The organism is Solwaraspora sp. WMMD406, assembly GCF_029626025.1.
In the GTDB taxonomy this organism is placed as follows: domain Bacteria; phylum Actinomycetota; class Actinomycetes; order Mycobacteriales; family Micromonosporaceae; genus Micromonospora_E.
This window is the reverse complement of record NZ_JARUBF010000001.1, coordinates 2,555,985-2,579,941: the sequence shown is the minus strand read 5'-3', so window position 1 is coordinate 2,579,941 and position 23,957 is coordinate 2,555,985. Positions and strand designations below refer to the sequence as shown.

At 68.4% G+C, this 23,957-nt stretch carries 21 protein-coding genes; 8 read left to right on the top strand and 13 right to left on the bottom strand.

Annotation, left to right across the window (positions count from 1 at the left end; translation table 11 throughout):
* Positions 1-112 precede the first annotated feature (112 nt).
* The 5 genes from O7632_RS11740 to O7632_RS11720 all read right to left on the bottom strand — a co-directional run bounded on the left by O7632_RS11740 (position 113) and on the right by O7632_RS11720 (position 7,314).
* Positions 113-841 (bottom strand): sugar phosphate nucleotidyltransferase, encoded by a 729-nt coding sequence (locus O7632_RS11740; RefSeq protein ID WP_278119987.1) that lies wholly within the window; start codon positions 839-841, stop codon positions 113-115.
* 49 nt (positions 842-890) lie between these two features.
* Positions 891-2,390 (bottom strand): hypothetical protein, encoded by a 1,500-nt coding sequence (locus O7632_RS11735; protein WP_278113976.1) that lies wholly within the window; start codon positions 2,388-2,390, stop codon positions 891-893.
* A gap of 140 nt (positions 2,391-2,530) precedes the next feature.
* Positions 2,531-4,711: an acyltransferase family protein gene (locus O7632_RS11730; protein WP_278113974.1), complete on the bottom strand. Its 2,181-nt coding sequence runs from the start codon at positions 4,709-4,711 to the stop codon at positions 2,531-2,533.
* A 140-nt stretch (positions 4,712-4,851) separates the two neighbouring features.
* Positions 4,852-5,769, bottom strand: a complete 918-nt coding sequence (locus O7632_RS11725) for an IclR family transcriptional regulator C-terminal domain-containing protein (RefSeq protein WP_278113973.1) — start codon at positions 5,767-5,769, stop codon at positions 4,852-4,854.
* Between the two features lie 90 nt (positions 5,770-5,859).
* Positions 5,860-7,314 carry an amidohydrolase family protein gene (locus tag O7632_RS11720; protein WP_278113970.1) on the bottom strand — a complete coding sequence of 485 codons (1,455 nt, stop codon included), beginning with the start codon at positions 7,312-7,314 and terminating at the stop codon, positions 5,860-5,862.
* Positions 7,315-7,590: 276 nt separating this feature from the next.
* Between O7632_RS11720 and O7632_RS11715 the strand changes: the two genes are divergently transcribed.
* The 5 genes from O7632_RS11715 to O7632_RS11695 are packed head-to-tail and all read left to right on the top strand — an operon-like array spanning position 7,591 to position 11,799.
* Complete coding sequence (locus tag O7632_RS11715) at positions 7,591-8,772, top strand: CaiB/BaiF CoA-transferase family protein (RefSeq protein ID WP_278113968.1); 1,182 nt, start codon at positions 7,591-7,593, stop codon at positions 8,770-8,772.
* A complete protein-coding gene (locus O7632_RS11710) occupies positions 8,757-9,572 on the top strand; it encodes a citryl-CoA lyase (RefSeq protein ID WP_278113966.1) in 816 nt (271 codons plus the stop codon). Before O7632_RS11715 ends, O7632_RS11710 begins: the two co-directional genes overlap by 16 nt.
* Before the next feature lie 24 nt (positions 9,573-9,596).
* Positions 9,597-10,460: an extradiol ring-cleavage dioxygenase gene (locus O7632_RS11705; RefSeq protein ID WP_278113964.1), complete on the top strand. Its 864-nt coding sequence runs from the start codon at positions 9,597-9,599 to the stop codon at positions 10,458-10,460.
* Positions 10,457-10,819, top strand: a complete 363-nt coding sequence (locus O7632_RS11700; RefSeq protein ID WP_278113962.1) for a hypothetical protein — start codon at positions 10,457-10,459, stop codon at positions 10,817-10,819. The genes O7632_RS11705 and O7632_RS11700 overlap by 4 nt, the downstream gene beginning before the upstream one ends.
* Positions 10,819-11,799: a zinc-binding dehydrogenase gene (locus tag O7632_RS11695; RefSeq protein WP_278113961.1), complete on the top strand. Its 981-nt coding sequence runs from the start codon at positions 10,819-10,821 to the stop codon at positions 11,797-11,799. Before O7632_RS11700 ends, O7632_RS11695 begins: the two co-directional genes overlap by 1 nt.
* Before the next feature lie 18 nt (positions 11,800-11,817).
* On the opposite strand, the gene O7632_RS11690 is transcribed toward O7632_RS11695, so the two are convergent.
* The 4 genes from O7632_RS11690 to O7632_RS11675 form a co-directional block, all read right to left on the bottom strand.
* Positions 11,818-12,714, bottom strand: a complete 897-nt coding sequence (locus O7632_RS11690) for a maleylpyruvate isomerase family mycothiol-dependent enzyme (RefSeq protein ID WP_278113960.1) — start codon at positions 12,712-12,714, stop codon at positions 11,818-11,820.
* 74 nt (positions 12,715-12,788) lie between these two features.
* Positions 12,789-13,223, bottom strand: a complete 435-nt coding sequence (locus tag O7632_RS11685; RefSeq protein ID WP_278113958.1) for a hypothetical protein — start codon at positions 13,221-13,223, stop codon at positions 12,789-12,791.
* Positions 13,220-13,948 (bottom strand): hypothetical protein, encoded by a 729-nt coding sequence (locus O7632_RS11680; RefSeq protein WP_278113957.1) that lies wholly within the window; start codon positions 13,946-13,948, stop codon positions 13,220-13,222. The genes O7632_RS11685 and O7632_RS11680 overlap by 4 nt, the downstream gene beginning before the upstream one ends.
* A complete protein-coding gene (locus tag O7632_RS11675) occupies positions 13,945-14,190 on the bottom strand; it encodes a hypothetical protein (protein ID WP_278113955.1) in 246 nt (81 codons plus the stop codon). The genes O7632_RS11680 and O7632_RS11675 overlap by 4 nt, the downstream gene beginning before the upstream one ends.
* A gap of 239 nt (positions 14,191-14,429) precedes the next feature.
* Between O7632_RS11675 and O7632_RS11670 the strand changes: the two genes are divergently transcribed.
* From O7632_RS11670 to O7632_RS11660, 3 genes are all read left to right on the top strand, one after another.
* Positions 14,430-14,693, top strand: a complete 264-nt coding sequence (locus tag O7632_RS11670) for a winged helix-turn-helix domain-containing protein (protein WP_278113953.1) — start codon at positions 14,430-14,432, stop codon at positions 14,691-14,693.
* A gap of 21 nt (positions 14,694-14,714) precedes the next feature.
* The gene (locus O7632_RS11665; protein WP_278113951.1) at positions 14,715-14,963 is read left to right on the top strand and encodes a winged helix-turn-helix domain-containing protein; all 249 of its coding nucleotides are present in this window, start codon (positions 14,715-14,717) and stop codon (positions 14,961-14,963) included.
* Between the two features lie 123 nt (positions 14,964-15,086).
* Entirely contained in the window at positions 15,087-15,629 is a 543-nt protein-coding gene (locus tag O7632_RS11660; protein ID WP_278113949.1) for a GNAT family protein, read from the top strand.
* Positions 15,630-15,651: 22 nt separating this feature from the next.
* Here O7632_RS11660 and O7632_RS11655 read toward each other — a convergent pair whose 3' ends face one another.
* The 4 genes from O7632_RS11655 to O7632_RS11640 all read right to left on the bottom strand — a co-directional run bounded on the left by O7632_RS11655 (position 15,652) and on the right by O7632_RS11640 (position 23,955).
* Complete coding sequence (locus tag O7632_RS11655) at positions 15,652-17,598, bottom strand: ATP-binding protein (protein WP_278113947.1); 1,947 nt, start codon at positions 17,596-17,598, stop codon at positions 15,652-15,654.
* Positions 17,599-17,759: 161 nt separating this feature from the next.
* A complete protein-coding gene (locus tag O7632_RS11650) occupies positions 17,760-21,191 on the bottom strand; it encodes a DEAD/DEAH box helicase family protein (protein WP_278113945.1) in 3,432 nt (1,143 codons plus the stop codon).
* On the bottom strand, positions 21,188-22,384 hold the full coding sequence (locus O7632_RS11645) for a restriction endonuclease subunit S (RefSeq protein WP_278113943.1): 1,197 nt from the start codon (positions 22,382-22,384) through the stop codon (positions 21,188-21,190). Before O7632_RS11645 ends, O7632_RS11650 begins: the two co-directional genes overlap by 4 nt.
* Complete coding sequence (locus O7632_RS11640) at positions 22,381-23,955, bottom strand: class I SAM-dependent DNA methyltransferase (RefSeq protein ID WP_278113941.1); 1,575 nt, start codon at positions 23,953-23,955, stop codon at positions 22,381-22,383. The genes O7632_RS11645 and O7632_RS11640 overlap by 4 nt, the downstream gene beginning before the upstream one ends.
* Between the last annotated feature and the right edge of the window lie 2 nt (positions 23,956-23,957).

Below are 23,957 nucleotides of genomic sequence, written 5' to 3'. Positions count from 1 at the left end.
TGGAGGTCCGGCCGGTCCGGTACGAGATCCGGCCGGTCTTGTTCGAGATCCGGCCGGTCTTGTTCGAGATCCGGCTGCCCCGATCCGAGATCCGGCGTGCCCGGTCGCGCGCTCACGCGGGCTCGCGCAGCGCTGCCGGCAGCAGGATCGGTTTCAACGTCTCGAAGCTGCGGTTCGCCTCGTCGTAGTCCTCGGGTCGGCCGATGTCCAGCCAGTAGCCGTCGAAGTCGTAGGCGGCGGGCGGGTCGCCCCGCGCGATCAGGTCGAGCATGAGTTGGTCGAACCCGAACTCGATGCCGCTGGGATATCCGGCGATCGTCTGTCGGGTGAGCCCGTAGACACCCATGCTGACCCGGTAGTCCAAAGTGGGCTTTTCCTTGAACTCGACGACCTTGTCCCCCTCGACCGCGAGCACGCCGAAGTCGACCTTGACCTTGCGGCGGAAGGTCGCCACGGTCACCGGGGCACCCGAGTCGGTGTGGGCACGCAGCAGGTCGGCATAGTCGAGGTTGGTCAGGATGTCGCCGTTCATCACCAGGAAGCGCTCGGGCAGCCGGTCACGCAGCCCGAACAGTGGTCCGACGGTGGACAGCGGGGTCCGTTCCTCGGCGTAGTCCACGCGCAGGCCGAACCGGGTGCCGTCGCCGACGAACGCCCGGATCAGTGCGCCGTGGTGGTTGATCGCGATGGTCACGGTCCGAAACTCGCAGGCGGCCAGCTGGTGCAGGACCACGTCGAGGATCGCGTAGTGCTCGCCGATCGGCACCAGCGGCTTGGGCAGCGCAGTGGTGTACGGACGCAGCCGTACCCCTTTGCCCCCAGCCATGATCACGACATGCATGTCGTCCACCCGATGCACCTCCTACAAGGATTGCGCTGATTTGAGGCTATCAAGGTATTAGACACGGATTGTCGGTATTCGGGATTGTCGCTGGTCCGTCCGGCAACAGACCGAGTGGCAACGAACGGGCCGGCAACGGGCCGACCGGCAACGAACGGGCCGGCGGCGTGAGCGCCCGCGCGCCGAGCACCACGAGCGCCAGCGGCAGTACCTCACCGAGATAGAACGCCAGGATGTTGTCCAGGTCAGCGGTGACCAGAATGATGGTGATCGCGCACAGCGGCAGACAGAGCAGCTTGGCCGTGAGGGCGTCGTGCTGCTTCGCCCGCGCGTAGTAGCGGGTGGCGAACCGGAGGAACAAACCGAGCAGCAGGAACGACACCAGGCCGCCGACCGGTCCGAAGTTGAGTATCGCCTCGCCGGTGACGCCGAAGACCCGCTGGGAGCTCACACCGGAGGCGTACGTCCCGTGCCCGTACAACGCGTCCGTGCCGACCGCCGTCTTGCTCCGGAACCATTCGGCACCCCACGGGCCCGGCACCAGCGACAACGGCGCGGCCACGTAGGTGCTGCCGAAACTGCCGTCGGTGATCCCCGCGCGGTGCCGGTCCAGCAGCAACGCCTGGATGTCCGCCCGTCCCAGATCGGACAGCAGCACGGTCGGCAGGTCACGGCCGGTCTCGGCGGAGACCTCCTCGATGGTACGGGTGCCCTTGGCGATGTCGACGACCTCCACCCCGGCACCCTTGTAGAGGCCGTAGGCGTACACGAAGACGACGACAGCCGCCGCCGACGCGACGAACGCCTTCCTGGTGATCGGCACCACCAGCAGATGCACCAGCACCAGCCCGAGCACCAGCGGCCACAACACCGCCGACCGGCTGCCCCGCAGACCACCCACCAGGAACTGGACGGCGACCAGCGCGACCAGCAGCAACACCACCAGGTCGACCCGGCGACGGAGCAGGTGCCGCCACCGCACCATGATCAGGCAGAACGCCAACAGCGGGAACGACTCGCTGATCAGCAGCAGCCAGCCCATCCCGGTCAGCGCCGAACGGTCCTGCGTCATGGCCGAGAGGAAGCCACTTGGCCCGCCGAGGAGGAGGACCTCGATCGCGAACGCCGCGACGCCGATCATCACCGCGGCCCCGGCGGCCGCATGGAACCGCGCCGGACTCCACCGCGCCGGCCGGGCCACCCGATGGCCCCGACGGGGCAGCGACACCACCAGCCGGTAGACGGCCAGCCCGGCCATGTTCACCAGCGCCATCGCGCCCAACGCCGGCCGCCACCCGGACGCCGACGGGTACAGCAGCGCCGGCCAGTAGTCCAGCAGTACGTGCAGCACCGGCGCCACATAGTAGAAATGAACGCCGAACAGGCCGAGAATCGCCTGCGGGTCGAAAACGTCTCGCCGGCGTCGCAGCCACTCGACGGCGTCGACCCCGATCAGCACCCCGCAGACCGTGACCGGGATCAGGAACCAGTGCCGCAGCCGGGGATCCACGGCGGCCAGCACGGTGCTGGTCGCCGGAATCAGAGTCACCGCCAGCAGCCAGCTCGCCAACGGCGTCCGTGGTGGACGGTGCGCCCGCACGGGTCGCCGATCGGTCCGAGGCGCCGGTACGGGACCCGGTACCCCCGGTCCCGTACCGGCGCCCTGTCGGGAGCTGCTCACGATGTCCACTAGGCGCCCAACGCACCGATCCGCTCGTCCAACGCCCGCCACAGCAACCGCGAGTAGGTGGCCGAGATGTGGTTGCCGTCGCGCAACGTGACCACGTTGCCGACGACCGCCGGACAGACCGTGGACGTACAGAACCACGGGGTCGGGTCGACGACCAGGGCACCCTGCCGGCGGGTCGCGTCGGCGATCATCTGCCGCCGACGCGGCTCCAGCACCACGTCGGCCACCGCACCGTGACAGGTCCGCGCGTCGCCCAGGTGCAGCGCGAGGCAGTCGACCACGGTCGGCGGCAGCCAGGGAACGTCACCGATCAACACCACGTCGCTGCCGGTGGACCTGATCCGGGCGACGGTCTCGACCCAGCCGTCGGTCCAGACCTGGTCACGGTCGGGGTGGGCCCCGACCGGGTCCCCGAAGGTGTAGTTGGTCGACGAGGTGATCACCATCGCCGGCCGCAGCTCGCCGATCCGGCGCAGGGCCTGCTCGCGCCATCGGACGCACTCGTCGTACGGTCGGTTGACCGAGTCGAGGTGGAATCGCACCGAGGCGGCGCTGCAGAACCCCTTGACCATGACGATCAGTCGCCAGCCGCGTTCGTCGGCCAGTCGGCGCACCGCAGGGAACCAGCTGCCCGCGTGCGAGTCACCGAACAGCACCACCGTCCGGGCCGCCGACGGGTCGCCGTACCGGCAGGGGTGGTCGGTGCCGGTGTCGGTGATCCGCAGGACCACGCAGCCGTCGTGGAACACGGCCGGGATGTCGGTGGTCACCTCGGGCAGCGGCGGGGTCAGGTTGGCCGGCACCGGGCCGGACTCGGCACTGGCGGCGACCAACCGGGCCAGGTCCTGATCGACGTCGGTCGAGGCGGCCAGCAGCGCGGCGGTGTCGACCGGCCGGCCCGGCCCGACGAGCGACGGTTTCGTCGCCAGCGCCGGTACCGCGACCGCGACGACGACGGCGGACGCCGCGGCCGCCAGGCCGACGGTCCGCCACGGCCGCGCTACCCGGCGGCGGTGCCGCAACGGGGCCTCGACCAGCAGGTACGTGCCGGCGGCGGCGACCAGCGCACCGCCGGCCAGGCCCAGGTTCTGCCAGATCGTGGTCCGGCCGCCGAGCAACGCGGCACCGATCACCAGGAACGGCCAGTGCCACAGGTACCACGAGTACGACAGCCGCCCGATCCACCGCAGCGGACGCAGGGCGAGCAGGCCACCGGCTCCGCCGGTGTGCGGCGCGCAGCCGGCGGCGATCACCAGCGCCGCACCGGCGACCGGCAGCAGCGCCGGATAGCCGGGAAACGGTGTCGTGCTGTCGAACAGCAGGGCCGCCGTCGCCACGGCGGCCAACCCGGCCCAGGTCATGCCGGCGGCCAGTCGGGCCGGGATCCGGGTCATGGCCCCGGCCGCGAGCGCGATCAGCACGCCGGCCAGCAACTGCCAGGCCCGGGCCGGTGAGCCGAAGTACGCGTACCCCGGGGACGTGGCGGTCAGCCAGACACAGAGCGCGAAGGACAGCACGGCGACACCGGCCACGATGACCAGCGTCGGCCGCAGGTCACCCGGACGCCACCAGGACCCGCCGGGCCGGGACCGGGTCGACCGCCACCGCAGCAGTCGAGGTAGGCCGAGCAGCGCGAGCAGCAGCAGCGGCCAGCACAGATAGAACTGCTCCTCGACCGCCAGCGACCAGTAGTGTTCCAGCGGCGACTCCCGGCGCATCGTGTCCAGGTAGTCGACGCTGTTGCGGGCCAGCAGGAAGTTCACGCAGTACGCGGCGCTCGCGATCGCCTGGGTGGCGATCCACTGCACCTGCAGCGGCAGCCACCACCAGGCGGCGGCCAGGGTGGCGAGCAGCACCAGGACGGCGGCGGGCAGCAGCCGCCGAGCCCGTCGGGCGTAGAAGCCGACGATGGAGATCGTCCCGTGGGTGGCGTACTCGCGGAGCAGCACCGTCGTGACCACGAACCCGGAGATGACGTAGAAGACGTCGACGCCGACGTAGCCGCCGCCGAACAGCGGGACTCCCGCGTGATAGAGGACGACGAGTAGTACGGCGACGGCCCGCAGTCCCTCGATGTCGCGGCGAAACGTGCCGTGCGTCCGGCCGTCGGTGGCGGCAGGCCGGGCCGAACCGGTCGGGTGCTCCCGGACGTCCCTAGTGGCCAGCTCGGCACTGGTCATTCCGCTCCGCACCCACTCTCCGCACCCTGACAGGTACGGACAGTTCTATCAGTGCTTTTGGTGCCAAGCGCGATATTTGCCGGATTTAGCCGCCTCAACGCCGAGGTCACGCACCGCGACGCCGACCAGGGCCGGGATCGTCACCGCCCGGCCGGCTGCGGCTGCGGCTGCGGCTGCCGTACGGTCTCCATCGGGACGGCGTCCAGCCGCGCCCAGTCGTGACCGATGTCGGCGGCGGTGCTGAGCAGCCGGGGAAGATGCTCGCCGAGCAGCTTCTCCATCGAGGTCTCGGCAGCGTGCACGGTCACGTTCACCGCCGCGACAACCCGACCGTCGCCGTCGCGTACCCCGGTGGCGACCGACCGGATCCCGGCGGCCAGGTCCTGGTCGGCGGCGGCCCAGCCACGGGCCCGGACCTCGCGCAGCACCCGGTCGAGCTCGGCCCGCTCCGGCTGCCAGCGCGGGGTGATGCCGGAGCGTCCCGGATGGGCCAGTACGGCGGTCAGCTCGTCGTCGTCGAGCGCGGCCAGCAGCACCTTGCCCATCGAGGTGGCCACCGCCGGGAACCGGGTGCCGATGGTCACCGCCAGGGTGACGATCTTCGGTACGGCGACCCGGGTCACGTAGACGATGTCGCTGCCGTCGAGCTGCGCCATCGACGTCGACTCGCCGGTCTGCTCGACCAGGCGTCGCATGTGCGGCCGGGCCACGTCCCAGATGCTCAACGCGTTGACGTACGCCATGCCGAGTTCGAGCACGCGCGGGGTGAGCGCGAAGCCCCGGTCGGCAGCGCTGCGCACGTACCCCAGCTCGTCGAGGGTGAGCAGGATCCGCCGTACGGTCGGGCGGGCCAGCCCGGTGGCGGCGGCGATCTCGCTCAGCGTCATCGTGGGCCGGCCGGGCCGGAAGCAGCGCAGCACGTCCAGCCCTCGGGCCAGCGCCTCGATGAAGTCGGCACCGGCTTCGCGTCCGCCTTCACGTCCGCCTTCACGTCCGCCTTCACGTCCGCCTTCACGTCCGCCTTCACGTCCGGCCTCACGTCCGGCTTCCCGCGCCATGGCGACCCTCCGCTGCCGGTGACCCGGCGGGTGGCACCCGGCCGGGGACGGCCCCGGCGGACGGGTGTCCGCCGGGGGTTGTCCAGAAGGTCAATGCTTCCATTGGGCGCTGCCGGCGTCCCACTGGGTGTAGGTGTACGGGTTGTCCAGCACCTTGGTCTCCGGGATGTCCGGGTTCATGCCCTTGGCCCAGGCATCGGCGCCCATCCGCTCGATGAGGTGCTCGATGGTGCGCGCGACGGCGGCGCGGGCGGCGGCCAGATCGACGTCGACCAGGCGGTGGTCGTGCTTGACCAGCCGGCCGTCGATCACCACGCTGTGCACGTCGCCGCGTTGGGCCTGGAAGGCGACGTGCCCGTACGGGTGGATGACCGGGAACATCACCGGCGAGGCGTCGTTTTTGATCAGCACCACGTCGGCCTTGCGACCGGCGGTGAGCGCGCCGACCAGGCTGTCCATGCCCAATGCCCGCGCCCCGCCCCGGGTGGCCCAGTCGACGACCTGCTCGGCCCGCAGGTGGCAGTGGGTGACGGTCTCCTGTCGCCCGTGCGCTTCGAGGTGTTCGCGGGAGCGGTCGGCGCTGAGCGTGGAGCGCATCGCGGAGAACAGGTCGCCGCTCCACCAGACGCTGGTGTCCATCGACAGCGACACCGGGATGTCGTGCTGGCGCAGCTGCCAGGTGGGCGGGTAGCCCTGGCCGGCGCTCTGCTCGCTCTCGGTGGAGACCGAGACCGAGCCGCCGGTGGCGGCGATCCGGTTGTACGAGTCGCGGTTGAGGGTGGCGGCGTGCACGTAGACGGTTTCCTCGGTCATGAAGCCGTTCTCGTGCATCAGCCGGATGCCGTCGTCGTTGGTCGCGCCCCAGACCCCGGCGTGGGTGGTCACCGGCACGCCGAGTTCCCGGGCCACCTCGAAGGCGGCCTTCTCCGGGAAGGTCGGATCACCGGTGACGTCGAAGGCCATCTGGAAGCCGAGCATGTCGCCCTTGCCGTGGACGCGGCGGGTGACGAAGTCGCGGAAGCCGGGGCTGGTCGCCCACTCCCACGGGCCCTGCTGCAGGTTGCCGTAAGCCAGGACGAACCGGCCGGGGACGGCTTCGAGGGCGTCGACGGCGGCGTCGGCGTGCTGCGGGGTCTGCAACCCGTGTGACCAGTCGACGGTGGTGGTGACCCCGGCGTCGATGGCCTCGGTCGCGGCGAGCAGGTTGCCGGCGTACACGTCCTCCGGGCGGAACAGTTTGCCGGATTCGAGGTAGTACCAGACGAAATACTGGGTGAGTGTCCAGTCGGCACCGTATCCGCGCATCGCGGTCTGCCACATGTGCCGGTGGGTGTCGATCATGCCGGGCATGACGATGCCGCCGGCCGCGTCGATCTCCAGCGTCCCCTCGGGTACGGCGAGCGCCTCGCCGACCTCGGCGATCCGGTCGCCGACGATCAGCACGTCGGCGCGGGGCAGCACCGTGTGGCTGTCGTCCATGGTCAGCACCAGACCGTTGCGGAACACCACCGGCCGGCCCGCCGTCTGCTGCGCGTCTGTGCTCATCGGCGCTTCTCCCATCCCGCTTCACAGGTTGTCGGACCACTGTCCGCTAGACGGTCAATCACGATCCCAGCCAGTGTGTTCCGGATCACGAGCGACGTCAAGAGAAGATTTCTAAATTGTTTCAGCCTAGCGTTAACGATCTGGAGCAGGAGGTTTGCTGAGAGACCGCCGCCACGGGTTGACACACTGGGGCCGACCAACCGAGACTCGCATTCTCGGACGATCGTCCGCTGTACGGTCACTTGGTCCGTACGGGCACGAGGGAGGCGACCAGATATGACCGAGCACCACGCACCGGCTGCCGACGCGCGACCAGCCGGCGGCACCGGGCCGCTGCACGGACTCCTGGTCGCCGACTTCTCCCGGATCCTCGCCGGCCCGTACGCCACCATGCTGCTCGCCGACCTCGGCGCCGAGGTGATCAAGGTCGAGGGGCCGGGCGGCGACGACACCCGCACCTGGATGCCGCCGGCCCGCGACGGCGTCTCCACCTACTACCTGGGGATCAACCGCAACAAGCGGTCCATCGCCCTGGACCTCAAGGACCCCGACGACCTCGACATCGCCCGCCGGCTCGCCGACCGCGCCGACGTGCTGATCGAGAACTTCAAGCCCGGTGGGCTGCGCCGCTTCGGCCTGGACTACGACAGCGTCGCCGAACGCAACGCCAAGATCATCTACGCGTCGATCAGCGGCTTCGGCACCGGCGCCGGCGCCGCCTACCCCGGCTACGACCTGATGGTCCAGGCCGTCTCCGGGCTGATGAGCCTCACCGGCGACGCCGACGGGTCGCCGTACCGGGCCGGGATCAGCGTCTTCGACGTCATGTCCGGGCTGCACGCCAGCATCGGCATCCTCGCCGCCCTGCACCACCGCGACACGACCGGCGCCGGCCAGCACGTCGAGGTCAACCTGCTGTCGTCGGCACTGTCCGGGCTGGTCAACCACAGCAGCGGGTACGTCGCCGGCGGCGTCGTGCCGTTCCGGATGGGCAACGCCCACCCGAGCCTGTTCCCGTACGAGCCGCTGCCGGTCGCCGACGGCGAACTCATCGTCATCGCCGGCAACGACGGGCAGTTCCGCAAACTGTGCGAGGTGCTCGGCGTACCGGAGCTGGTCGACGACCCCCGGTTCGGCCGCAACCAGGACCGCACCGCCAACCGCGAGGCACTACGCCCGCTGCTGGTCGAGCAGCTGATGACACGTACCCGCGACGAATGGTTCGAGGTCCTGCTCGCCGCCGGAGTGCCGTGCGCGCCGATCAACACCATCGACGGCGGGGTGGCGCTCGCGCAACGACTCGGCCTCGACCCGGTGGTCACCGTCGGCGACGGCGACACCGCCGTACCCGGCATCCGGCACCCGATCACCCTGTCGCAGACCCCGGCACGCTACGACGCGCCGCCGCCCGCACTCGACGAACACGGTGAGGAGATCCGCGCATGGCTGACCAGCTGAACAAGCAGGATCCGGGGCTAAACTTCCCGACCTCGATCGGCACCTCCGACCGGACCACGATCCGGCTGCTCGGCCAGGACCTCGCCGAGGACCTGATGGGCAAGGTCGGCTTCGGTGAGCTGGCGTACTGGCTGGTCGCCGGCCACCGACCCACCCCCGGACAGGTACGGGTCCTCGAAGCGGTCCTCGTCGCGCTGGCCGACCACGGCTTCACCCCGACCGCGATCGCCGCCCGACTGACGTACCTCAGCGCCCCCGAGTCGCTGCAGGGCGCCATCGCCGCCGGCCTGCTCGGCGGCGGCTCCCGCTTCCTCGGCGTCACCGAGGACTGCGGCCGGTTCCTCGCCGACGTCCTCGCCGGGCTCGACACCCACCCCGACGACGACGCCGGCTGGGACGAGGTCGCCCTCGCGGCGGTACGCGACGCCCGCGCCGCCAAACGGCTGCTGCCCGGCCTCGGGCACCCCGTCCACAAGGACATCGACCCGCGTACCCCGGTGTTGATCCGCATCGCGGACGACGAAGGTCTGCGCGGACCGCACCTGCGGCTGTTCGAAGCGATCGGCAGAGTCCACCCGCAGGTGCTCGGCCGCGCCCTGCCGCTCAACGGCGCCGGGGTCTGCGGCGCCGCGCTGGCCGACCTGGACCTGCCGGTCGACCTGCTGCGCGGCTTCGCCCTGCTGGCCCGCACCGCCGGCCTGCTCGGCCACCTCGCCGAGGAACGCCGCAACCCGCTGGGCATGGAGATCTACCGCACCGTCGACCGCAACGCCCGCTACGTCCCCCCTGCCACCTCCTGATCCCCACTCTTGGAAGGAGCGGCCATGGCCAGCATCGTCGCGGTCATCGCCTCCACACACCACCCGTTCTACTACCGGGCCACCACCGCCACCGGGGAGGACCGGCCACCCTTCGCCGACGAGTGGCAGCGCAAGATCCTCGCGTTCCGGGAGACCCTCACCAAGGCCGACCCGGACGTGCTGGTGATGGTCGGCTCCGACCACTTCCACCAGCTGTGGCTGGACAACATGCCGCAGTTCCTGGTCGGCAAGGCCCCGTTCTACGACGCCAACTGGTACAACGAGGAACGCGAGTTCGGCCTGCCCCGGATGCTGCTCAAAGGCCAGGAGGACCTGTCCGGGCACCTGCTGCGGGCCGGCCTGGACGCCGGCTTCGACCTGGCGTTCAGCAACGAGCTGCGGATCGACCACAGCATCACCTGCCCGATCATCACCCTGCGGCCCGAGGCCGACCTGCCGATCGTGCCGATCTACACCAACATCTTCGCCCCGCCGCTGCCGCAGCCGAAACGCTTCGTACAGCTCGGCGAGGCGATCCGGGACATCGTCGCGTCGTGGCCGAGTCACCTGCGGGTCGCGATCATCGGCACCGGGCACCTGTCGCTGGAGCTGGGCGGGCCGCGCCAGTTCGGCCCGCACGGCCCGGACCCGGAGTTCGACCAGCGGGCGGTGGAGTGGATCGCCAACGGTGACCTGGACGGCTGCCTCGCCGAAGTCACCCTGGACAGCCTGCACTCCCCCGGCAACGCCACCCACGGCTTCATGGACTTCATGCTCATGATGGGAGTCGCCGGAGCCGGCGCGAAGGCACACCACGTCGACACCCTCGACCTGTTCCACACCATGGAGGCCTACTTCACCTGGTACCCGAACGGAGCGCCGGCATGAGCAAGTACCTTGTGGACAAGTTCCTCTACACCGTCGACCGGGACCCGGAGCTCGTCGAGCGCTACCGGTCCGAGCCACGGGAATTCGTCACCTGGTGGGAGGCGGAACGGGCGAACTCCGTCCTGAACTGCCACACCGGTGAGGCCAGCACCTGGCTGCGCTTCACCGACGACGAACGCGACGCGCTGGCCACCCACGACCACGTGCGGCTGTTCGAGCTGGGCGCACACCCGTTCCTGACGTTGACCCTGTTCATCGCCATGTTCGAACGCGACCACGACGAGCCGCTGGCCTATCAGAAACAGTACGGGCTGCGGCTGGCCCACTTCGCGTTGCCGTACCCGGACATCGCCACCTGATGTCCACCGCGTCGGAGTCGACGTCCGCCGCCGTGCTCACCGGGTACGGGCGACCGCCGACCGTGCAGCGTCGGCCCCGGCCGACGCCGGCAGCCGCGCAGGTGCTGGTCCGGGTCAGCGCCGCGCCGATCACCCCGCTGGACCTGCTCTGCGCCTCCGGCAGCTCCTACCTGGGCGCGCCGGCCCTGCCGTACGTACCAGGGGTGCAGGGCGTCGGCACCCTCGCCGACGGCTCCGGGGTGTGGTTCCCGACCCGCGCCGGCATGGCACCGGGCGACGGCGGCCTCGCCGAGTACGCCGTCGTGGCCGTCGCCGACCTGGTGCCGCTGCCCGACGGGGTGGACCACCGGCTGATCGCCGCCCTCGGCTACTCGGCGATCGCCGCCTGGTCGGCGCTGACCCTGCGCGGCGGGCTGCGCGCCGGGGAGGACGTACTGGTCCTCGGGGCCAGCGGCACCGTCGGGCAGGTCGGGGTGCAGCTCGCCCGGCTGGTCGGGGCCCGCCGGGTCACCGCCGCCGCCCGGTCGACCGCCGCCGCCGATCGGCTGCGGGCCCTCGGTGCCGACGAGGTGGTGCCGCTACGCGCCGACGACGACGTACCGGGGCTCGCCGATCGGCTGCGGGAAGCCGCCGGCGGACCGGTCGACCTGGTCCTCGACCCGCTGTTCGGGGTACCGGCGGCAGCGGCGCTACGGGTGCTGCGGCCCGGTGGCCGGCTGGTCAACCTGGGCGGTTCGGCCGGGGCGACCGCCCCGATCGAGTCGGCCACGCTGCGCGGCGGGGCGCTGCGCGTACTTGGCTACAGCAACAACGAGCTGACCGCACCGCAACGGGCGGCGGCGCTGGCCGCGATCGCCGGACACGCGCACGCCGGCCGGCTGACCGTCGACCACCAGGTACGGCCACTCGACGAGGTGGCCGCCGCCTGGCAGGCCCAGGCCGACGGGTCGGCCGGCGCCAGGATCGTCATCACCCCGTAGGTACTACCGTGTGCTCCATCAGACTGCGGTCTCCTCGACCGGGGTGGTGAAGAAGGTGGCCAGGTGGGTCAGGGCGGTCCGCGCCCCGCCGGGTACGGCGTCGAGCACAGCGGCCGAGCCACGCCCGGCCAACGCGTCGGTCACCTCGGCGGCGGGTGGGCCGGCCGCCGGCGTCGACGTGACGGTGAGCGTCACCGCGTCGTCGGTATCCAGCTCGAAGATGCCACCACCGGTGCCGCCGAGCGCGAGACGGTGGCTGACCCGATCGCCGAACCGCCGTGCCACGGCCGCAGCGATGAGCAGTCCGTACGCGGTGGCGTAGCTGGTCGGCTCCGCGGTGCTGGTCGGCTCCGCGTAGCTGGTCGGCTCCGCGTAGCTGGTCGGCTCCGCGTAGCTGGTCGGGCGGTTGACGCCGAGGGCCAGGAAGATGTCCCGTTCGTGCAGCCACGAGTCCCACAGGACGTGCAGCACCAGCACAGTCCAGTCCATCGGCCCGAACGGCAGGGCGACGTCGAACCGTTCGTCACGGGCCAGCCGGCCCCGCGCCACGGCAAGGACCTCGTCCGTCGTCGCGGCGAGCCGGTCGACGGTGGCGGCGGGTGGCTCACCGGCAGACGCCGCGAGCCACCGGTTCGGGGTGATCCGTGGGTCGAACCCGGCCGACATGTCGAGGGTGCGGTCGCCGGGGTCGGCGGCGATCGCGCGGGTGACGTCGGACATGTGCCGTACGGTGTCGTGCACGGACCAGCCGGGGCAGCGGGTCGACGCGGACCACTCCTGCGGCCCGAACCCGCGCAGGTCGTCGAGGAGCAGCCGCCGCTGGTCGGCGACGGCGTCGAGCAGCCGCGCCGGCTGCAGATCACACCCACCGGCTGTCCGCAGCAGCATGGTGGATGGCGGGCTGTTCGCTGTCATCGGCCGTCCTCGAAGTCGATTGCGGACAAGCGTATGCGGTCAGTCCATCAAGGAACAATCGTCGAGGTGGATGCCTAGTCGGTGGGCGGCACCGTGGCGATCATGGTGTCGACCTGACACAGCAGCGCGTCGTAGCCGGCCGGGCTGGGCTGCTCGTCGCTGACCAGGGCAACGGTGAGCAGCGTCTGCACGGTGACGTTCTCGGCGGTGGCCGGCAGCGTATCGTGACCGCCGAGCGCGGCGAACAGCAGGTTCTCCGCGACCGTCGGGTCGATCAGGGTGCGGTCGGGGTCAAACCGTTCCCGGACACTGGCCACGAACCGGATCACCGCGCCGTGGCCGTCGGCGCGGCGGAACCGCCGGTCGACGCAGAGCACGAACAGGCCGCTGAGCAGGTCAAGATAGTGCTGCCGCTCGGCCTCGGTGAACCGCTGGACCCGCCGGTCGTGGGCACTCACCTGCCCGGCCATCAGATAGGTCAGCGCCGCCAGTGGCTCGGTTGTCGTCACGGGCGGATCTCCCGCTTCACGTTGTCCCACAGCGCTTGGCGGAACACCTGCCAGCGGGTCCGGAACCGCAGGTGCCGACGGTTGGCGGCGACCACCGTCGCCGCCATCCGGGTGCCGATGGTGACGGCGTCACCGTTCGGGCTGGCCATCGGCCGGATCGTGGCCAGCCGGGCGGTTCGCGCGGCTGGCGGATCGACGCCGGTGTCGAGGGCGTCGAGGTAGCGGTCGAGCGCACCGCTGCCGAGGTCGAGGCTGATTTCGATATCGCGCAGCCGACCGAGTGCGGCGGTCAGCCGATCGGCGGTCGCCCGGGCCGGCGGGTGGTCGCTGCGGTGCAGCCGGTCGGCGGCGTACGCCAGTCGGTGTCGCAGGTCGGGCAGCTGGGCGGCGGCGTGCGCGGCGTGGTGGCGGGCGGTCCGCAGGCCGTACAGGATGGACGCGACCGCGACCGGCCGACCACCCGGCAGCTGCGGACGGCCGGCGACGACGGCGTCGAGGACCTCGCCGTACGCCTGCCACGCCTCGTGCAGCGCGGTCTGGTAGCGGTCGGTGGCCAGCCGGGCGTCCGGATGCAGGCCGCTGTCGAGCTGCTCGTCGGCGTGCGTGACGGCGGTTTCCATCGCCAGGGCGACGGCTCGCAGCACGTCGATCGTGTCGGCGGCCACCTGCAACGCCTGCCCGTCGGCGGGGTCGTCTTTCCGCACTGGCGCGTCGGTGTCGGTCATGCCGGCCTCCGGAACGGCAGCCGGTGGTAGCGGGCCAGGGTTGCTTCGGCGGCGGCCAGGTCGGCGCAGGGGCCGGGCCGTCCGCAGCCCAGACAACACCCGTTGTACGCCGAGGTGGTGTGCGCCGCGACGGTCTGTCGCGCCGCTATCACTGCATTCCGCGCATAAACCGTGTAGTAGTTCGCTGGCCTCTGGTTGACGGTGGCGGTCAGGTTCGGGGCAGGTGGGGGGTCGGATGTCACCGGTCGGTGCCTCCCATTCAGGGTGGAGAGGGCGCACCTGGTCAGCCGGCGGGGCGGCCGGCTGACCAGGCTCCTTGCGGGAAACCAGCTCCGGGTTTGCAGACCTGAGAACCGGTCAATGGGAGCTTTGCACACCCGGACGCACCAAGCAAGACACCGGAGCCAACTTTGTACATCTGGTCGCACAGAGCTTTGCTGTAGTAGCTGTGTCTTGTCGTACATAGCTGGGCTGTGATCCAATGGCGGGGCAGACCTGGGAGTCCAAAATGCCCGTCAAGCCCAAGTGGGAACAGCTCGTTGATCACCTCCGCTCGCAGATCGAATCCGGCGAGCTGGGTCCGGGGGATCAGATACCGTCAACGGCGCAGCTACGCGAGCAGCACAACGTGTCGACCACAGTGGTCCGCCGCGCCATCCTCGTGTTGCAGATGCAGGGCGTAGTTGAGGGCGTACACGGGCTTGGGGTGTTCGTCGCCGACCGCGACGAATCCGCCGGCTCGTAGTACCAACGCGCCGGAGTGCCAGTGACGACAGGGCCGCAGTGGCAGCAGGTGGCGGACGACATCCGGGCGCAGGTCGAGTCCGGTCAACTGCGTCCCGGCGATCGGCTGCCGCCCACCGAGCAGTTGCGGGAACGTCATCGGGTCGCCACGTCGGTCGTCCGCCAAGCCATCCTCGCTCTGCAGGCGGAGGGCATGGTCCAAGGCATACCCGGGGTGGGCGCGTTCGTCGCCGAGCAGTCGGGCGGCACCGTGGGGCCAAGATCAATGTGAGCGCTATGGGTGTCACTTCGCGACTTTGACAACAATGGCACTCACATTGATCTTGCACGCCGTACCGCCGCCACCCACCCGGCACCCCGATCGCCCGGCTCCGGCCGGCGATAGGCTGCGCCGATGCAAGATCCACCGCAACCATCGACGCAGCTGCCGGCCCGGCCACTGGTCCGCCGCGCGACCAAGGCCGACGCGCCCGCCCTGGTGCGGCTCCGAGTGGTCATGCTGCGCGACATGGGCGCACCGGTCGGCGACGAGTCGGCGCAGTGGCGGTCGGCGGCTCTCGACTGGTTCACCCGGTCGCTCGGCGACCCGGAGATGTTCGCGGCGTTCGTGGTCGACGACCCGGAGCACGGCATCGTCAGCAGCGCCGTCGGCCTGTGCGACCGGCACGCCCCCTCCCCCGGCAACCCAGGCGGACTGCGCGGGCACCTGTTCAACGTGTGCACCGAGCCGGCCCATCGTGGCCACGGCTACGCCCGCGACTGCCTGCGGGCGCTGCTGGACTGGTTCGCCGCCGACACCACGGTCAGCGTCGTCGACCTGAACGCCACGGCGGGCAGCGGCAACCTGTACCAGTCGATGGGCTTCGCCCCATCTCGCCACCCGGCGCTGCAGCTGCGCCGCGACCGGATGGTCATCCCAGCACCACCAGCCGGCTGAATCCAGTGCCTCGCGGACAACCCTATGCGAGAGGTTCGGCTGGCGTGTCGGCCGATCGTCGCTGCTTGGGCGTCGTGGAGCTCGTTCCGGCTGTGCCCAGCTTCATGACGCTCGGCAGCAACTGCTGGTGCACCCGGTTGAGATAACTCAGCCCAGCATCCTCGTCGGAGTTGCTGGCGAGCGATTGCTGGATGTACCGATGTCTGTGCTCAGCATCAGCCAACACCTCGGCCCACGTGCGAACGTGGACCCGGAACTTCGGCGCTACCAGAGCGCAACCCCGAGGATTGCCGGGTGTGTCGAGCTTCCGCTTGACGTATGAATCATAGTCGTTGCCGATCAACCAGAAATCCCAGGATATCCCGGGCTGGCTGAACTGGTCATCATCGGTGATCGCTATAGCGTAGGCTTCGATTTGGTCAAGCTCGTCCTTGCCGAGAGTAACCAATGGGCGTTTGAGTTCAACAACCAAATACTCGCGACTCTTGGAGTAGGAGGAGGCACTGCCCGACATTACGAGATCCGGGATCAACAGCTGCCCGTCCTCTTGGGATTGAGGCATTACATCGCCGTAGGCAACATCCTCGCCGAGCAATTTCATGTGCTTGACGAGAACACGCCGCAGCGCCTCATCACTTGCCATCAGCGTCCATTCATCGCCAAATATCCAAGCCTCGCGTTCGAGGATCTTGTGTAGTTGGCGCCGCTCAGTAGTGGCCTTCTTCGACTCGTGATCGAAGACCATGGAGCGGAGGCCAGAAATGAAGTCGAGGCGATCCAGGACACTGTGTGTGGTGGTAATGATGCTTTCGAGCGTGGTTCGCTCAAACAGCGCAGCCATTTCCTCCGCACGCTCTTCGGGCAACCGCAGGACTTCACGCATGATCTTATGGACGGCCGACGGATCGGTCTCGACCGCGACACGTAGCATTCGCATACTGAATCGTCGCTGCTCGACATTCATCTTTGTAAGCAATGGGGTTGCGGCGGTCGCCATGATATCGAAGGTCTTCTGGATTACCCGCTCGGATGCAGTCACAGGCTCCGATTTATACGGATATGACTGCTCCGACTTCCAATCGTCAACGACCTGCATCTGACGCTCGCGGGCGCGCTGTTCTATCTGCTCGGCGATCGCCTGTCGGCCAGCCTCGAACACCTGCGCGCCCAAGTCTTCGCCGCCCAGAATCGCGAGGCTCGCGCTGGTGCCCGGACCCTTGAAGCCGTCCCAGCAGATGTGACCAGTGAAGGGTATGTCACGCGCTCGGAGGTCCGCAGAAACGTCGAGTAGCGCCGCCCCATTTGCGTCGCACAGGTAGATGCGCTGGGTACCCTTCACTTTGCGGTTCCACTCGATGAATGTAACCGTTGCCGGCTGAGTCAAGCCCTCAACATCGACAAGCACATCCACTGGCGGGAAATGACTTGACGACGGGTCGACGCTGACACCGCGAATCTCGATCTCAACTTTCGGATATTGCCGCAAATAGAGAGCAAATTCAGCAGCCAAGAGGTCGGCAAGATCTGGCCGGTTCAGTTCTTTATCTGCTGCGGGAGTGACGTTCGCGATCCGCAGAATCGTCCCAGTAGGTCCGGAGCAGGGCACCGGTTCGCTGATCTCATAGTTTCGGGGACTAGTTCCCGCGAGATCGACCTGAATAGCCGCGATGGTTCCATCGACCTGCTCAGCAACCGACTCCCAACGGGCAGACAACCCGAGACCAAGGAGGTCATACCGCCCCTGCCCGCGCTGGCCATGCACACTGCGACCATTGTGGGTGCGCGCATCAATGCGCCGCTTCCAGGAGTCCCCGTACTCTCCGAACCCCTTGGTCGCACGTTCCCGGTTCATTCCCTCACCGTCATCTGTGACGATGATCGTGTGGATCGCTCCGAGCGCGTCGAACTCGAAATCGATCTTGACGTGGTCGGCACCGACGTCGAGAGCGTTCCAGATCGCCTCCGCCAAGGCTTTGACTGGAGCCCGCCTGGAGTCCGTGAGGATGCGTTCGCTCATCTCGACCGGTCTGGTTGCCATGCGCTCAGTCAAACACCCTCGATCTACTGGTTCAAGGCGGCACTCGGGTAGGCACAGGCAAGTCCAATGCCTCCGGTGACTCTGGCCCCGAGTCAGGCGACGTCGGCTGCCGGCTCGGCCGCCCGCGCCGTGACGGTACGCAGGATGCTGACCAGCTGGTCGACATCCGCCGAGGGGAAGACCGAGTCCGGCCCGGCCGGTGCCTTCTCGGTGAACGGCGACTCGTAGAGTCGGCTCGGCTCCATGACCCCGTTCTGGGTCAGGTGGTCGATCATCGTGTTGATGAAGTCGAGCTGGCGGGCGTCCAGGTTGCGGCCGGCGGTGAACTCGTCGAACACCTCGGTCGCCGCCTGCCGGTCCAGCCCGACCAGGGAGCGCAGGAACAGCCCGAGGCCGTTCGCCCGCCGCCGGGCCTGGGCGATCTCCTGCTCACTGCCGCCGCAGTCGACCAGCATCCGTTCCAGCTCGGCAAGGTCGGTCGGCGACAGCTGCCGGTTACGGCGCAGCTTCTGCAACGCCACATGGTCCTCGTGGGTCCGCAGATGCACCCGGACCTTTTCCCGGAACCGCTCGAAATCGGTGCCGACGTCGAGACCGGTCAGCCGTACCTCGGTCATGTCGTTGATCTGGTCCTCGAAGTCGGTGTAGACGATCGCCCGCTTGGACTTCTCGACCAATTTGACCAGCGACCGGACCCGCCGTCGTAGCCCTTCCAGCATCGGCAGGGTGACGTCGCGCCACCACTCCTCGGCGGCGACCTGGTCGAGCAGCTCCACCTCGGCGCGGATCGCCGGGATGTTGGTCTGTTCCAGCAACGCGGCGGCGATCGCCTGCACGTCGGCTTTGGTCCGGTCGAAGCGGCCACCGGCGCCGAGCCGGGCGAGTTGCAGCCGCAGGATCATCAGGTCAAACCGTTTGGCTTCCTCGTCACCGGTCGGGCGTACCGTGCTGGGCAGCCCGGCCAGCTCGTGGCTGATCTCTTCCGACGCCGCCGGGGTGAGCCGCTGCCAGCTCGCCGGGTCGGCGTACCGCTCGACTGCCTGCCGGTGTGGGCGGACCAGGAAGTTCTCCAGCCGCATGCCGGCGACCAGGCCACGCAACTCGTTGGCGACGTCCCAGCGCAGGCCGGATTCGCTGCGGGTGCCGTCGCCGTCGATGACCGTCCCGGCGGGTAGTCGCTGGTCGAGCTGGCTGATCAGCTCGACCTTCGCCTTGAAGATCCGCTCGCTGAGCGACGCGGCCGTGGACCCCTCGGTACGGGTAGCCGAGTGGCCGAAGTACTCGAAGTTCTCGCAGAAGTCGAAGACCAGGAAGTCTTTCTTGTGCTGGCCGGGGCCGAACAGGTCGGTGCACAGCCGGGTGCCTCGGCCGATCATCTGCCAGAACTTCGTCTTGGACCTGACCTGCTTAAAGAAGACCAGGTTGACGACCTCCGGCACGTCGATGCCGGTGTCCATCATGTCCACTGAGATGGCGATGTGCGGCTCCTTGTGGGGGGTGCCGAAGGAGTCGATGAGAGTTTGCGCGTACCGGTCCTTGTGCAGCACGACCCGGGCGAACTGGCCGAGCAGCTGCGGGTAGCTGGCGTTGAACCGGTCGGCGATGAACTCGGCGTGCCGGGTGTTCTTGGCGAAGATGATGGTTTTGCCGATCCGGTCACCGCCAGCCACCCGCTGCCCCCGGGTCATCAGCAGTTCGAGGACCTTGTCGACGGTGTCCGCGTTGAACAGCCACTGGTTGACAGCCTGCGCGTCGACCCGGTCCGGGGCCTCCTCCTCGCCCCACTCCAGGGCGTCCCACTCCTCCTTCTCGTGCTCGGGAAGGTCGTCGTAGCGGATGCCGTGCCGCGGATACCGGATCTCGACCGAGACGGCGCGCGGCGGGACCAGGTAGCCTTCGCGGATCGCGTCCTGCAGGCCGTACACGTCGGTCGGCACGCCGTTCTCCAGGTTGAACAGGCGGTACGTGTTGCGGTCGACCTCGTCCTTCGGCGTGGCGGTCAGCCCGACCAGCAGCGAGTCGAAGTAGTCGAAGATGGCGCCGTACTTCTGGTAGACCGACCGGTGCGCCTCGTCGATGATCACCAGGTCGAAGTAGCCCGGCCCGAACCGCCGGCCGCTGCCCTCGTCGACCTCGTTGATCAGGCCCATCATCGTCGGGTACGTGGCGACGTAGACGCGGCCGTCGGTGCGGTTGCGGTCCTGCGACAGGTTCACCGTCACCGTGTCCGGCAGGTGCGTCTTGAAGGCGTTCGTCGCCTGCTGCACCAGCGCCAACCGGTCGGCGAGGAACAGCACCCGCTTGACCCAGTTGGCCCGCTGCAGCAGGTCGACCAGGGCGATCGTGGTGCGGGTCTTGCCGGCCCCGGTGGCCATCACCACCAGCGCCTTACGCTGGCCGTCGACCTCGAACGTGTCGGCGATCCGGCGGATCGCCCGCTCCTGGTAGTGCCGGTTGACGATCCCCCGGTCGATCGACGTGTCGGCCAGCCGCTGCCGGGTCGACCGACGCTGGATCAGCAGCTCAAGCTGATCCTTGGTGTAGAAACCCTGGACCTTGCGGTACGGGTACCTGACGTCGTCCCAGAGCCAGATCTCGTAGCCGTTGGTGTAGAAGATCACCGGCCGCCGGCCGTACATCTGCTCCAGCGCGTCGGCGTACAGTCGGGCCTGGTTCTGGCCGTCGATGGCGTGCCGGCGGGCGCTCTTGGCCTCGACGATCGCCAGCGGCCGATCGTCGTCACCCCACAGGACGTAGTCGACGTAGCCGATACCGGTCTGGTTCGGCATGCCGCTGACCTGGAACTCGGTGTCCCGTGCCTGATCCAGCGCCCAGCCTGCCTCGTGCAGCAGCAGGTCGATGAACAGGTCCCGGGTCTGCTGCTCGTTGTAGTCGTGGGTGTCCGGCAGCTTGCTGTTACGCGCCTTGGCGGCGGCAACCTGCTCACGGAGTTGCTTGATCCGCTCGTCGAGGTCACCGTCGAGCTCGGCGGCGGTTTCGCGCTCCTCGCGCTCCTCCTGCGCGGCGAACTGCTCGGCGAGGGCGCGCAACTCGGCACGGGTCTTGGCTTGGCGCACCGCCGGCCTCGGCAGCAGCGCTTCGTCGAAGACGAGGGTGCTCGACGGCACGGCGGCCTGGTCGCGGGTGTAGGTGCGGGCCAGCCAGTACATCAGGTGGAACAGCTCCTGGCAGACCAGGAGCGCGTCCCGCTCACTGACCCGGCGGCTCTCGTGCACCGCCGTATTGCCCTGCAGCCGGATGACCTCCATCTTGGCGTGCAGGTCCTCACCGACCAGCTTCTTCATGGTCGGCTCGGCGACCTGGGCACCGAGCTGACGCTTGTACGGCTTCCGCAGCGAGCCATCGACCCGGTAGAGCCACTTGACCAGGCTTTCCAGGCAGCGCCGAGCATAGAAACAGGCGGTACGCGGATCCGCGTACGTGTGTTGCTCGACGCGCTGCGCCTCGTCGAACAGGTCGGGCCACTCAGCCCGCAGGAACGCGAAGTTGCTGGCTGCCGTCACAGCTCCCCCCGAAACGCCCGATGCTGCAACGACGCGAACAACGCATCCAACTCCCCCAACGCCCTCCGCTGCACAGCCTTCGATCTCTCGATCCCGTCGACCTGTTCAGCAAACTTCTTCTGCACATCATAATCGGGAACGGCGACAGGAAATCGTCGGAGCTGTGACATGTTGATGGAGGCAATCCCCGTGGTCTGCTTGGCAGACCGAAGAAAGTAGCGCTTGCCGTAGGCTGAGGAGATCAACCAGTTAAGATAGACCGGATGAACGCGACCCGCATCGTCTATGCGTACGCGAAAGATATGGTTCTGATGAATAGCTTCCGGAAACTCACAGCGCCACAAAGAGCCACGACCCAACTTGTCCGGATCTCCGCCCTCAGTCAGCACCAAATCGTCCATCCGCAGGCGGTAGCGCTCAACCTCGCCATCAGTAGCCTCAATGTACTTGACCCCGCTGAGATCAAGCCGTCGGTCCTGGACGTTGGCCACCGCCAGGTAGGGAACCTCCCTGACACTACCAGCCGGGGCCTTTCGACCCTTGGTTATCCCTGAAGCAATATCCGCAACATCACCAAGGTTTCGCGAGGTACAACCAGAAGAGTTGAGAACCTCGGCGAGAAGTTCGGTGAAGACCGATGACGCCAAGGCATCCAGCTCCGCAACAGCTTGTTGACGCCACGCGCGTAGGGTGTCGACGCGGTCCAGCACGTCCGCGATCCGCCGCTGCTCCTCTAACAGCGGAAGGTGGACTTTGAGATCTGCCACGAACTCTTGGGGAACACGACGCTGACCGGCACTGCCGGTCATCCTGCGCTCACCGGCAACGCGGATCCACGGCTGCCGCAACATGTGCAGTAGGTAACGCGCATCGGCACGCCCAGGATGGGGGCGCACGACATGGAACTCGGTCGATCCAACCCCAACCTTGTTCTTGAGCCTGGCGTGCCCAATCTTGCCGTTCTCAAAGCATGGGGTGATTTTGCCGACCAGGATGTCGCCGTCGAGAAATGTCGTATAGCCCTTGCTCACCTCACCGAAAGGCCGCGTCTCGGAGCCGGAAACGACACCCGTCTCCTGGTCCACGGCTGACATGGGCACGAAGGACACAGCATCATCCGGAGCAGGCCGCTGGGGCAGCTTGGGGTTGATGGACGCGACCTCACCGAGTCGTACCGTGGTTGCCGCCGTCACAGCAGCCCCTTGAGGTCGGCGAGGCCCTGCTGGATCTCGGATTCGAGGCGTTCGAGTTCGGCGATGATCTCGGCTGGCGGCCGGTGCTCGACCTCCTCGTGCACGATCTCCTTGTAGCGGTTGAGGCTCAGGTCGTAGTCCTGGGCGACGATGTCGTCCTTCGGCACGCAGAAGGACTGCTCGGTGCGCGCCCGCTCCCGCTCCGCGCCGTCGCGCTGCTTCCAGCGGGCCAGCACGTCCGGCAGATTGTTCTTGGCGTGCTCCTCGGCGGTCAGCGCCTCGGCCGGCACCGGGCCGAGCTTCGCCTCCGGCAGCAGCGGGCCGCGCTTGTCGTCGAGGCTCCAGCCGTCGGCCTTCACCTCGTAGAACCAGACTTTGCCCGTACCGCCGCTGTTGGTCTTGGTGAAGAACAGGATCGCGGTCGAGACCCCGGCGTACGGCTTGAAGACCCCACCGGGCAGCTTGACCACCGCGTCGAGCTTCTGGTCCTCGACCAGCATGCGGCGCAACTCCTTGTGCGCCTTGCTGGAGCCGAAGAGCACCCCGTCGGGCACGACCACCGCCGCCTGGCCGCCGTTGCGCAGCAGCCGCAGGAACAGCGCCAGGAACAGCAGCTCGGTCTTCTTCGTCTTGACTGTCTGCTGCAGGATCCGCGAGGTGCGCTCGTAGTCGAGGCTGCCGGCGAAAGGCGGATTGGCCAGGATCACCGAGTACGCCTCGGTCTCGTCGCTGACGTCGTCACCGAGCGAGTCCCGGTAGTCGATGGCCGGGTCCTCCACCCCGTGCAGCAGCATGTTCATGCTGCCGACCCGCAGCATCGTGTTGTCGAAGTCGAAGCCGTGGAACATGTCCTGGTGGAAGTGGTCCCGTAGCACCGGGTCGTGCAGCGCGGCCGGGTGCCGCCGGCGGATGTACTTGACCGCGCCGACCAGGAAGCCGGCGGTGCCGCAGGCTGGGTCGCAGATGCGATCCTTCGGGCCGGGCTCGACCATCTCGACCATCAGGTTGATGATGTGCCGGGGCGTCCGGAACTGACCGTTGTGCCCAGCCGTCGCGATCTTGCTGAGCATGTATTCGTACAGGTCGCCCTTGGTGTCCCGGTCATCCATCGGGATGTCGTCGATCATGTCGACGACCCGGCCGAGCAGCGCCGGGTTCGGGATGGTGAAGCGGGCGTCCTTCATGTGCCGCGAGTACGCCGACCCGTCGCCACCCAGGGTGCGCAGAAACGGGAAGACGTGCTCGCCGACGATCTCGTACATCTTCCGCGGGTCGACACTCTTGAAGCGCTGCCAGCGCAGCTCGCTGTATGGCACGCCGAGCGGGTCGTCGCCATCGGGGTAGATGTGGCGGACCCCGTCAGGGCCGAGGCGCTGCGCCCGGTTGTCGGCGAGCGTCTGCAACTCGTCGAGACGGCGGATGAACAGCAGATACGTGATCTGCTCGATCACTTCGAGGGGGTTGGAGATACCGCCCGACCAGAAGGAATCCCAGATGCGGTCGATCTTGCTCTTCAGTTCACCAGTGATCACGGAGTTGCGTCCCAGGGTGGTGGTGGACGGGGGAACCACTT

What these genes read in the sequence shown, in the direction of transcription:
- O7632_RS11695 (WP_278113961.1), top strand. Translation starts at nt 10,819, where the DNA reads ATGTCCACCGCGTCGGAGTCGACGTCCGCCGCCGTGCTCACCGGGTAC.
- O7632_RS11730 (WP_278113974.1), bottom strand. Translation starts at nt 4,711, where the DNA reads ATGACCAGTGCCGAGCTGGCCACTAGGGACGTCCGGGAGCACCCGACC.
- O7632_RS11720 (WP_278113970.1), bottom strand. Translation starts at nt 7,314, where the DNA reads ATGAGCACAGACGCGCAGCAGACGGCGGGCCGGCCGGTGGTGTTCCGC.
- O7632_RS11680 (WP_278113957.1), bottom strand. Translation starts at nt 13,948, where the DNA reads ATGACCGACACCGACGCGCCAGTGCGGAAAGACGACCCCGCCGACGGG.
- O7632_RS11690 (WP_278113960.1), bottom strand. Translation starts at nt 12,714, where the DNA reads ATGACAGCGAACAGCCCGCCATCCACCATGCTGCTGCGGACAGCCGGT.
- O7632_RS11670 (WP_278113953.1), top strand. Translation starts at nt 14,430, where the DNA reads ATGGCGGGGCAGACCTGGGAGTCCAAAATGCCCGTCAAGCCCAAGTGG.
- O7632_RS11710 (WP_278113966.1), top strand. Translation starts at nt 8,757, where the DNA reads ATGGCTGACCAGCTGAACAAGCAGGATCCGGGGCTAAACTTCCCGACC.
- O7632_RS11725 (WP_278113973.1), bottom strand. Translation starts at nt 5,769, where the DNA reads ATGGCGCGGGAAGCCGGACGTGAGGCCGGACGTGAAGGCGGACGTGAA.
- O7632_RS11740 (WP_278119987.1), bottom strand. Translation starts at nt 841, where the DNA reads ATGCATGTCGTGATCATGGCTGGGGGCAAAGGGGTACGGCTGCGTCCG.
- O7632_RS11705 (WP_278113964.1), top strand. Translation starts at nt 9,597, where the DNA reads ATGGCCAGCATCGTCGCGGTCATCGCCTCCACACACCACCCGTTCTAC.
- O7632_RS11660 (WP_278113949.1), top strand. Translation starts at nt 15,087, where the DNA reads ATGCAAGATCCACCGCAACCATCGACGCAGCTGCCGGCCCGGCCACTG.
- O7632_RS11715 (WP_278113968.1), top strand. Translation starts at nt 7,591, where the DNA reads ATGACCGAGCACCACGCACCGGCTGCCGACGCGCGACCAGCCGGCGGC.
- O7632_RS11700 (WP_278113962.1), top strand. Translation starts at nt 10,457, where the DNA reads ATGAGCAAGTACCTTGTGGACAAGTTCCTCTACACCGTCGACCGGGAC.